This is a genomic window from Hyphomonas sp. UBA3195, from assembly GCF_002366485.1.
GTDB lineage: Bacteria > Pseudomonadota > Alphaproteobacteria > Caulobacterales > Hyphomonadaceae > Hyphomonas.
Genome location: NZ_DEXB01000034.1, coordinates 57,315 through 67,310, shown reverse-complemented (window position 1 = coordinate 67,310; position 9,996 = coordinate 57,315). Strand labels below are relative to the sequence as shown.

General features: G+C 56.1%; 9 protein-coding genes. 7 read left to right on the top strand and 2 right to left on the bottom strand.

Annotated elements, in window-relative coordinates; translation table 11 throughout:
• The first annotated feature begins 11 nt into the window (after nt 1–11).
• From trbL to B2344_RS10775, 7 genes are read left to right on the top strand one after another with little or no spacing between them, the layout of a single operon-like run.
• Nucleotides 12–1,337 (top strand): P-type conjugative transfer protein TrbL, encoded by a 1,326-nt coding sequence (gene trbL / locus B2344_RS10805; protein WP_290485212.1) that lies wholly within the window; start codon nt 12–14, stop codon nt 1,335–1,337.
• A 3-nt stretch (nt 1,338–1,340) separates the two neighbouring features.
• Nucleotides 1,341–2,039 carry a conjugal transfer protein TrbF gene (gene trbF, locus B2344_RS10800; protein WP_034740619.1) on the top strand — a complete coding sequence of 233 codons (699 nt, stop codon included), beginning with the start codon at nt 1,341–1,343 and terminating at the stop codon, nt 2,037–2,039.
• Nucleotides 2,036–3,034, top strand: a complete 999-nt coding sequence (trbG, locus tag B2344_RS10795) for a P-type conjugative transfer protein TrbG (protein ID WP_034740620.1) — start codon at nt 2,036–2,038, stop codon at nt 3,032–3,034. Before trbF ends, trbG begins: the two co-directional genes overlap by 4 nt.
• Entirely contained in the window at nt 3,031–4,245 is a 1,215-nt protein-coding gene (locus tag B2344_RS10790; RefSeq protein ID WP_034740621.1) for a TrbI/VirB10 family protein, read from the top strand. Before trbG ends, B2344_RS10790 begins: the two co-directional genes overlap by 4 nt.
• 4 nt (nt 4,246–4,249) lie before the next feature.
• Nucleotides 4,250–4,495 carry a DUF2274 domain-containing protein gene (locus tag B2344_RS10785; RefSeq protein WP_034740622.1) on the top strand — a complete coding sequence of 82 codons (246 nt, stop codon included), beginning with the start codon at nt 4,250–4,252 and terminating at the stop codon, nt 4,493–4,495.
• A 17-nt stretch (nt 4,496–4,512) separates the two neighbouring features.
• Nucleotides 4,513–4,830: a DUF736 domain-containing protein gene (locus tag B2344_RS10780; RefSeq protein ID WP_034740623.1), complete on the top strand. Its 318-nt coding sequence runs from the start codon at nt 4,513–4,515 to the stop codon at nt 4,828–4,830.
• A 19-nt stretch (nt 4,831–4,849) separates the two neighbouring features.
• Entirely contained in the window at nt 4,850–5,059 is a 210-nt protein-coding gene (locus B2344_RS10775; protein ID WP_290485211.1) for a hypothetical protein, read from the top strand.
• Between the two features lie 63 nt (nt 5,060–5,122).
• Here B2344_RS10775 and B2344_RS10770 read toward each other — a convergent pair whose 3' ends face one another.
• Both B2344_RS10770 and B2344_RS10765 read right to left on the bottom strand, forming a co-directional pair.
• A complete protein-coding gene (locus B2344_RS10770) occupies nt 5,123–8,686 on the bottom strand; it encodes an AAA family ATPase (RefSeq protein WP_034740624.1) in 3,564 nt (1,187 codons plus the stop codon).
• Nucleotides 8,683–9,933 (bottom strand): metallophosphoesterase family protein, encoded by a 1,251-nt coding sequence (locus B2344_RS10765; protein ID WP_034740625.1) that lies wholly within the window; start codon nt 9,931–9,933, stop codon nt 8,683–8,685. Before B2344_RS10765 ends, B2344_RS10770 begins: the two co-directional genes overlap by 4 nt.
• Nucleotides 9,934–9,996: the final 63 nt, after the last annotated feature.

The following is a 9,996-nucleotide window of genomic DNA, read 5'->3' as shown; positions in this document are numbered from 1 at the left end:
AGGGGAGAGCGATGGAAGACCTCGGCATCATCGATCGGTTTCTGGCGACCTTTTCGACCTATATCGATTCAGGTTTCGGGTTGCTTGGTCCCGACGTCGCCTATCTGACGGCGTTCCTGATCGGCATCGATGTCGTCCTCGCCGGGGTCTTCTGGGCGATGGGGCCGGAAAACAACATCATCGGAACCTTCGTCAAGAAGGTTCTCTATGTCGGCTTCTTCGCCCTCATCCTCAACAATTTCGCCTTTCTCGCCAATGTCATCTTCGAGAGCTTCGCGCAGCTCGGTCTGAATGCGTCCGGCTCGACCATCACGGCCGCCGATCTGTTGCGTCCCGGTTTCGTCGCCGATACCGGATTCACTGCCGGGCACCCCTTGCTTGAAGAGATCGGCGATCTGACAGGCCCCGTCGGTTTCTTCGTCAACTTCGTCACCATCGCCATTCTGTTTCTCGCCTGGCTCATCACGCTCTTCGCGTTCTTCTTTCTGGCGATCCAGCTCTTCGTCACGGTCATCGAGTTCAAGCTGACAACGCTTGCTGGCTTCGTCCTCATTCCCTTTGCACTTTGGAACAAGACCTCATTCCTCGCTGAGCGCGTTCTCGGGAATGTCATCTCATCCGGGGTCAAACTGATGGTGCTGGCGGTGATTGTCGGCATCGGCTCCACTCTCTTTGGATCTGTCACGGCGGAAATCACGCCCGGAGACGTGACCCTGGAAGACGCCGCCACCGTCATTCTGGCGTCGCTCGCACTCGTCGCGCTTGGAATCTTCGGCCCTGGAATCGCCGCCGGCCTTGTTTCAGGCGCCCCGCAACTCGGCGCTGGCGCCGTCGTCGGAACCGCCGCAGGCGTTGGAGCGGGCGCTATTGCCGGAGGCGCGCTCGCGGGCGGCTCTATGCGCGCAGGCGCAGCGGCAACAGGCGGCGCCATCAAAGCGGGCGCATCTCTTAGCGGCGGCGCCGCGACTTCCTTTTCCCTCGGCAAGGCCGCCTCCGGCGCAAACGGATGGCGTGCAACCGCCGCCGGCGTCGGCGCGATGGTGGAGGCTGGCGCGAGGAGTTTCGCAAGCGGCGCTCGCTCGGCAGCGTCGCGGGCCGTTGCGCCTGTAAAGCGGAGCTTCGAAAGCGGAGGCCGCACAGCTTTCAGCGCCACAGGCGGAACGTTGGGCGACGTCGCCGCCGCCCCGGCCGCCACGGGCGGAGCGCCGAATTGGGCGCGGCAGGTTCAACGACAGCAATTGCAGAGAGACGCAAGCCTCGCAGCCGCATCGGCCTTGCGTGACGGCGATCGCGGCGGGTCGGGCGACGGTCCGCGTCTCAAACAGGATGAGGACTGATCGATGTTCTGGAAAAGACAACAGCAAAAATATGGAACCACGCCGGAAGCCGTCACGCCTTATCAGCGCGCCGCGCAGGTCTGGGATGACCGGATCGGATCGGCGCGCGTGCAGGCGGAGAACTGGCGCCTGACTGCGCTCGTCGCCTTGGCGCTCGCCTTTGTCATGTCAGGCGCATTCATCTGGCGGTCCACACAAAGCATCATCACGCCCTATGTCGTCGAACTCGAAACAGACGGCCGCGTCCGCACCGTGCAATCGGCGGTCGCCGATTATAAGCCGACCGACGCTCAGATCGCTTACCAGCTCGCGGAATTTGTCAAACAGGTGCGGTCGGTGTCGATCGACCCCATCGTCGTGCGCGAGAACTGGTTGAAAGCCTACGCCTTCACGACCGATCAGGCGGCGCTCACCCTCAACGATTACGCCCGCGAGAACGATCCATTCGCAGAGGTCGGCAAACGCTCAGTGTCCGTAGAAATCCAAAGCATCGTGCGGTCTTCTCAAGACAGTTTCGATCTGCGTTGGCGCGAAACGACATTTCGGTCGGGCGTTCAGGTGTCATCGGCGACCTATACCGGCGTTCTCGCCATCGTCTTCGATCCGCCTCGTGACGAAGAAACCCTGCATCGCAATCCGCTCGGGCTCTACGTCCACGGCATCAACTGGTCAAAAGATCTCACTCAAGGAGGCAATCAATGATCCGCACTCTCGTAATAATCGGCGCGCTCGTCTCATTGGGCGCCTGCGCTTCCACCAATCCCCACGACAACTTCGTTCTTGATGACGCCGAGTTCATGGAGGCCGTCTATCTGGCGGACGATCCGAACGGGGAACCTCTCATCATCGAAAGGATCGAGCCGCTCGCGATGGCCGGACAACTCAAACCGCTGACGGAATCGCCAATAGCGGCGGTTCCGGAGTTGAAACCCTATGAAGCCATTGACGAGGCGAACCGGAGCGCCGCCGTTGAACCCGACGCGACAAGCTTCATCAACGCCATCCAGATTTATCCCTATACGATTGGCGCGCTCTATCAGGTCTATACCGCCCCGGAGCAGGTGACAGACATAGCCCTTCAGCCAGGCGAGGAGCTGATGTCGGTTTCCGCCGGCGACACCGTGCGCTGGGTCTTAGGCGATACGGTCTCAGGCTCCGGCGACGCCAGTCAGACGCACATTCTGGTGAAGCCAATCGCCTCCGGTCTCAAGACCAACCTCATCATCACCACATCAAAACGGACCTACCACATTGAAATGACGTCCTACCGCGAAACCTATATGGCGGCGGTGTCCTGGCGTTATCCGCATGAAGAGCTGGTGACGGCGCGCGGCAACGCCGCCCGTCGGCAGGCGCAGGGGCGCACTGTCATTGATCGCGGCCTCAGTCTTGATCGCATCAATTTCCGTTATGAGATCAAAGGTGACGAACCCCACTGGCGTCCATTGCGCGCTTTCGATGACGGCCGAAAAGTCTACATTCAGTTTCCGTCACGGCTCGACCAGGGCGAAGCGCCGCCGCTCTTCGTCGTCGGGCGCAACGGCGACAGTCAGCTCGTCAATTACAGGATCAATGGCTCTTACTATATCATCGACCGCCTGTTTGCGGTCGCCGAACTGCGCCTCGGAGAAGACGATCAGGAGGTGGTTCGGATCGAACGCACCGCCGCTCCCAGAAATTGGATGGCGGGCCTATGAGCGCGGTTGAACAAGACGACAGCCTGGCGATCCGCGCCAAGCCCCGGCCGGTCAAGCGCTTTAACAAGCGTGTCCTGATCGGGGCGTCGTCGGTCGCCGCCCTCCTGATCCTGGGCGCCGCCGCAATGGCGTTGCGCACGCCGGATCGCGCTCAAGAGGCGCACACGGAACTCTACAATACGCGGCACAAACCCATGCCCGACGCCTTTGCGTCTTTGCCCGAGAGTTATGGCGACATGCCGTCAAGGCTCGGCCCGCCGCTGCCGGGTGATCTTGGCGCCGCCATGATTGGCGCGCCGCGGATCGAAGACGCGCCGGAAAACCCCTTCAGATACCAACCGGCGCGCGTGGCGAGCACAGGACCAGCAAGCGGGGGCCCCAGCGCCGCAGATGACGCGCGGACGTCTGACCTCTTCTTCATCAACAACAGCGCGCAGGGCGGACGGGTATTGGCGGCAGGCGACGGCGGCGCGCCCACAAGGCTCGACCAGCTTGCGTCCGTCATCAGTCCGGGCGTCGAGGACAGGACAGCTTCGACAGGATTCGCGGACCCGCTCGATCCGAATTTCCAGCAGCGCAAGGAAGGCTTTCTCGGCGCCGAGGTCGATGACGGGATCTACAACCCGCATCGCCTGCAAGCGCCCATCTCGCCCTATCAGGTCATGGCCGGAACGATCATTCCCGCGAGCCTGGTGACGGGGCTGAATTCTGATCTTCCCGGTCAGGTCATCGCGCAGGTCACGGAGAATGTTTACGACACGCCGACGGGCGCGCACTTGCTCATCCCCCAAGGCTCGCGACTGATAGGCCGGTATGACAGCGTCATCGCCTATGGCCAGTCCCGCGCGCTCGTCGTCTGGTCGCGCATCATCATGCCGGACGGCTCTTCAATCGTGATCGACAACCTGCCGGGCGTCGACATGGCCGGTTACGCCGGCCTCGAAGACCGGGTCGATTATCACGCTTGGCGCCTGTTCCAGGCTGCCATCCTGTCATCGGTACTTTCCGTCAGCGCCGAACTCGGCCGCGACAGCAATGATGACGAAATTCTTGAAGCCCTTCGCGACGGCGGCCAGCGCACGATCAACCAGGCGGGCCAGCAAATCATCACCAAGCAATTGAATGTCCAACCAACGATCACGGTGCGGCCCGGCTATCGGCTGCGCGTGATCGTCAACAAGGACATCGTATTGAAGCCCTACGGAGATTGAACGTATGAGCGCCACCACTCTCAAGATCGGACCCTTGCCCGACACGACGCCCGTCAAGCTGACCATTGCCGTCGATCCTGACGTCAACGCGGACCTGGAGCTGTACGCGCAGATTTATGAAGAGACGTACAAGGAAAAAGCATCCGTGGCGGTGCTGATCCCGTCCATGCTCGAAGCGTTCCTTGCGAGCGACAGCGGCTTCAAAAAAGCTCGCAAGGCGCGCGGCTCTCATCCCAACTCATCAAAGTAGCAGAGGAGTACATAACCATGGCGACCATCGGTCAGTTTCGTCTCACCCACGAAGGATATGAAGGCACCATCTCGACCTTGAGCATGGCGCGCAAAGTTCGCATCGTTCCGAACGGCAACAAGAAGAATGAAAAATCCCCGGACTTCTTTGTGAAGACCGGACAATGCGATCTTGGCTTTGCACATCGGAAGATGTCCGAAGGCCAGAGCCCGCGCCCCTATCTCAAGGTCTTTCTGGACGATCCAAGCTTTGTCGAACCGATCTGGGCGGCGTTGTTCGAGCAGGACGGCAAGGCGGATCTCGTCTGGTCGCGTCCGCGACCGACAGCGAGCTAATCAACCGCAACTGCCGATCATGCCTTCGCGTCGCACCATATCTGAAGAGGAGATCGAAGACGGCCTGAATGTCGTCGCGCAACTGATCGACAGATATGGCGACGTCTACTGGCCCGTATTTGAACGGTTGGAAAGGGAGCTCGAGGATCGCAGATCGCGGTCATTGCGCGTCAGGGCGCGACTTGCACGAGGCAAGCACGACGAGATCAGTATCGATGTTTCATCTTAGTGATAATGCACCAAACGCGGCGAAATTCCCCTATTTGTTCAAACGTAGGAAACCGATGACTTCTTATGGGGAGACATCATGGCTACGTACATTTGAGGTCTGTACTTCGGCCAGACTTGATCGAGGTTTGGGCAAGGTGTGAACTGTCAGCGCCTCACCGCATGCATATTTCGCGACATCAAGAAGGTGCTTGTGATGAGTTAAGTAGATCACCTGGCCGTGCTTTGACATCTCAGCCATCAACCTAAAAGTTTGAGCCGCCCGGTCATCGTCGAATGGTTCCAAAATATCGTCCGCAAAGAAGGGCAAAGGTGGGCGATTGGCAGCAAATGCGGAGTGCCCTGCAATGCGCAATGCCAAGTAAAGTTGGAACCGGGTGCCCCTGGACATATCATCAGCTGCAAGGTCCTTTCCTTCGCCTCTAGAACCGACGAGGATTTCACCGTCCTTTCCAGGAGCAGCATAAAGACCTTTGAAGCCTCCCTCCGTGATGGCGACAAAAGCGTTGCTTGCTTCCGTCATTAGGGCGCTCCGATGGGTTTCCCTAAAGGTTTGGAGGGCTCGCCTCGCGGCGTGAACACCAGCCACCGCTTGAAGATGGGCAACTGTTTCCTGTTCAATCTGAAGCAAGAGCGATTCACGTTGCTCGACCATCCTCGCGACGTCACCATCTTGTCCCACCGATTGAAAAGCGGCTTCAGCTGTCTTCCACTCATGATAGAGTCTACTGACTTCGGAGTTGCGATCTTCGGATGATGCTTCTAGAGCGTTGTGCTCTCTTTCTAACGTCTCAATCGCCTCTGTTGATGACGCATTCTCTTCAAGGGCGGCTAGAGCAACTTCAAAAGTTGCCACCGATACCGCGCGAGTGATTTGCGTTTTCAGCTCGCTCGTCTGTCGTTCAAGTTCTTGTTTTTTTATTGACGCTTTGACTGCGGAAGCAACTCCTGAAACACCCTCAGCACCGAAAAAAGACTCCATAGGCGAAAGTTCATTTTTTATACGCGCTAGAGCGACTTTGGCACCTTCTTCGGCTCGCTTGCCTCGGCCAATCTCTCTCTCAACACGTTTTCGTTCCGCGATAGCATTTTGGGCATCTGATAGAGCAGCCCTTAGCGCATCGGCTGCCTTAAGGGGTTCATCATCGTCAAACTCCATGCTGCATGCACTGGCGATTCTGCGCACTTCATCGCGGTATGCCGCCTTGTTGGACTCCATTCCGAGCACTCGTTCCTCCAGGCGCTGAACTTCTCCTATATGGCTCGACAGATCTTCCAGCACCTGAAGTATAGCTTTGACGCTGTCTGGATCAGACTCGCCGGCACGCCCGCCAATCCAAATGGAATTGACTGTAGATTTCCAGTCTTCCCGCCACTTGTCAGCAGCTAGCTTCGAACGATTTGCTTGTTCTTCACGGCGTTGTTTGATTTGTCGAGATCGTTTGAGATTGTCCAATGCTGTTTGCTTGTTCGAAACGGCAGCTTGCCAAGCACTGATCGCAGAATCGCACATTGCGAGCAGGTCATCTTCATTATCCGCCGCCTCTAGGCCACAAGTGATGGCTCTGTCGCGAATTGCAGCCAAGGCGACGGTTTTCGCCTCAGTTTCTCTCTGTACATTAAAGGTGGTCTCTTCTTGCTCTGAAATCGCTTCCAACGCAGCTTTCCGAAGCTCCAGCCACCTCTCAAGCTCAGCCAAAGTCAGCGACGCAGCTAATTTGAGGGAAGCAAGCAAGATTGTTCTTCGTCCGTCTAGTGCTTCTTTTTCTTGAATGAGCGCGTGCTGAGTTTGTTCCGCGGCTTCGAGGTCAGATTTTGCGACAGCCAGGCGCCGGGTTGATTGTCGAAGATCCGCGATATCGCCTGCCTGAGCCAATTGCCTCGCATGAAGCGTATCTGTTTCTAAGACACGCGACCGAAATTCGTTCGCTGTTGAAAGACAGTTCTCCGCGTCCAGAGGTTTCTTGTCTTCCAATTCTGAAAGATGCGCGCGCCAAGCATCTTCGCGATTCTGCAGGGCCTCCTGCACACGTCGATCGTCAACAATCCCTGACTCAGACACCGCTGCCGTTGTCTCGGCAGTTAGTCTGCGAATTTCGTCCGTAAGCCGTGTAATTTCCTGATCATTGAGAACCTTTCGATTTTGGAGACCTGATTCTCCATCCCGCAAAGTCTCAATATCCTCCGCCGCTACGGTTCGTTGCCCCTTCAAGTCGTCGCAAGTTCCAGCCCAAGGCGATAAACCGCTGAGCCTTTCTTCAGCCTTCGCTTTCGCGGCGGCGAGCGTTGTTTTGGCAAGCTGAAGACTTCGATCGTCACAAGCAGTTCGGTTTGCCTCCAAAACCTGTTTGAGCGAAGTCATGTCCGGAAATTCGGATAACGCGTCGAGTTCTTCTTGCGCTTGGTTTTCATCACGAGTGGCGTCTGACAGCTCCTGATGAGCCGACGCCTCGTCAGCAAGGATCGCTCCCCGGTCGTCTAGTAAAGCACGAAGACGGGCGGCAACGGGGGCGGTCAGCAATAATGAATTAGGGTCAGTTTCTGGGTCGGTGCCTAAAGAAGATAAGAGTTTTGATATTTGATCATTCAGGATCCGGATTTCACTTTTGCGCTTATCAATATCGGCGGCATCTTTGTAACGCCCCTCTAATTGGGTCTCTCGAAGCAGGTTAATTTTCGTCGCAGACTCCAAAACCGTTTCATTAACGACGAGCTTTGAGAGTTCCGCTTCAGCAGCACTAATTGTCTCGACGGCGTCCCGGTGACGGCTTTCCTCAGTCGAATTGTCAATCTTTAAGCGCTCAATTTCATCAATCCACTCATCCGGCATACCAGACGGAACATCTGAGACTTCGAGCTCGGCAAGGATGTCTGTCAGGTCGCGCCAAAGTGGAAGCGCCTCAAACAATCGCTTGAGGAACACTTGTCGCCTGTTCATCTCATTGCGTTCGGCTTCTGCTTCCTTGTACGCGCTATCGGCTTGCATAGCCGTCCGTCGCAATTTTTCATAAGCACTTGCTTTGACATCAATGTCCTTGATGCCTGTATCTAGCTGTTTCAGCTCAGCTAGCAGATCATTTAGCCGGTATTTTCGTCCGGGTATCTTATAGAAACTATTTGCCTCGTTCTCGATATCGTCGATGGCAGAGGATAGCGCGGTGAGTCCTGACGCCGCCGAGAACAGAAGCGCCCCCAGATCTCCTTTGCTACTCAAGATGCTATCGCCGCCAGCCACCAACGAATGTTCATCAAGTGAGAACATTTGCACGTAGCCATCGCGAGTCACGCCACCCAAAGCGCTTTTCAATTGCGCGTCGCTGATCGGCTCATTGGAGAAGTCGCAAAAATCATTTTTCGAGCGCTTATGACGTCGTGCCTCGAAAGTTGTGCCGCCAAATTCAACCCGTGCACCAATTTGTAGTACATCGACCGGGTGTAAGAAATCATACTGAGTTGTCCGACCGAAACCGAACAGGAAGTCCAGACATGCTGAACGAAACGTCGATTTACCAGCCTCATTCGGGCCGTACACAATGTGCATGTCGCCCGCTGCTTTTCTTTCGCCAAGATCAATCGTGCGATCCGTGAAGATGCCATAGCGATCAAGATTAATCTGGCGAAATCTCATTGGGATTCTCTATCGTCGATCACCAGTCTTGCGATGACCTTCTGCATACCCCTTCGGGCCCATTCATTGAGCATCTCGCCTTCTATCGTGCCGGAGGGGGCCAAAGCATTGCGAACTTCCAAGGGAAGTTTGGACGTTAGGGGGTCGAGGATCTGTCTTAAGTGTTCCTTTGTCGCTTGCAGCTCATCAACCTTCATTAGCGAAGCCAATTCGTCTATGGGAAGGGTGCTTTGGCGGCCCTGACTTTCATTCGAAACATCTAACTCAACCAGTTCGACAAATGCTTTTCCTGCGCGCGCTGCTGCCTGCCGAGCTTCTTCGAGTACAAGATCGAGGTCACGTTCAAGGCGAGGCGCGAGGGGCGTACTGCCTACCAGATTGAGCCTGGCGACAAGTAAGCCACACTCAATTCTGGGCACTGCTTCTCCGAGGGCAATATCCAAGCACTCAACGAGGTCACGCATGTCCGACAGACCTGATACATCGACCTCAATCCGCTCGAATTGTGCGACCTGGACTGGTCGTTCTTCGATATCGATCTGACCATTGTCATGGACGAAGCCTATCGTTACCGACTTTGGGCCACTCTCTTTAATGCTGCGACCTTGTGGGATGCCCGGCATAACGATAACCGGCGCACTTTGGTGATGAACTGTGCGCTTGTGGATATGCCCAAGCGCCCAATAGTCGTACCCAAAGTCGATCAGGTTTTGAACGCTACAGGGCGAATATGAGTCATGCTCTGCGTAGCCCGCCAGACTGGTGTGTAGCAGGCCGATGTTAATCCGTTCAGCCATGGGCGCAGGATACATCGGCAGCAGGCTATCAGGCGCAGATATATTTTTGAAACTTAAGCCATGGATGGCGATCCCATAGTTTTGCAGGTCTACGGTCTCGCCTCTTGCTGAGAAGATATGAACATTCTCCGGCAAAACGAGATGTCGCGTAACCTTCGATTCGGCGTCGTGATTACCTTTGACGATAAAGACCTGCACACCACCTTCATTCAAACGCCGCATTTCAGCGGCAAAGAAACCTGCGGTCTTTACGCTATTCATATCGCCATCATATAGATCGCCGGCGATCAGAAGTGCGTCAGCACCTTCCTCAAGGCAAAGATCTATAATTCCTGAAAAACTCTGACGTGTCGCGTTAGCTATTACTTCGCCTGCCTCTGGATCTCTGAGAGACAGAGACTTCAGCGGCGAATCCAGATGGACATCGGCAGTATGGACGAACTTGAACATATGTTTCTCCAACACAGCCTATTCCGTGAGACTTCTCCGTTGCGATGTTAAGAAACCCACAGA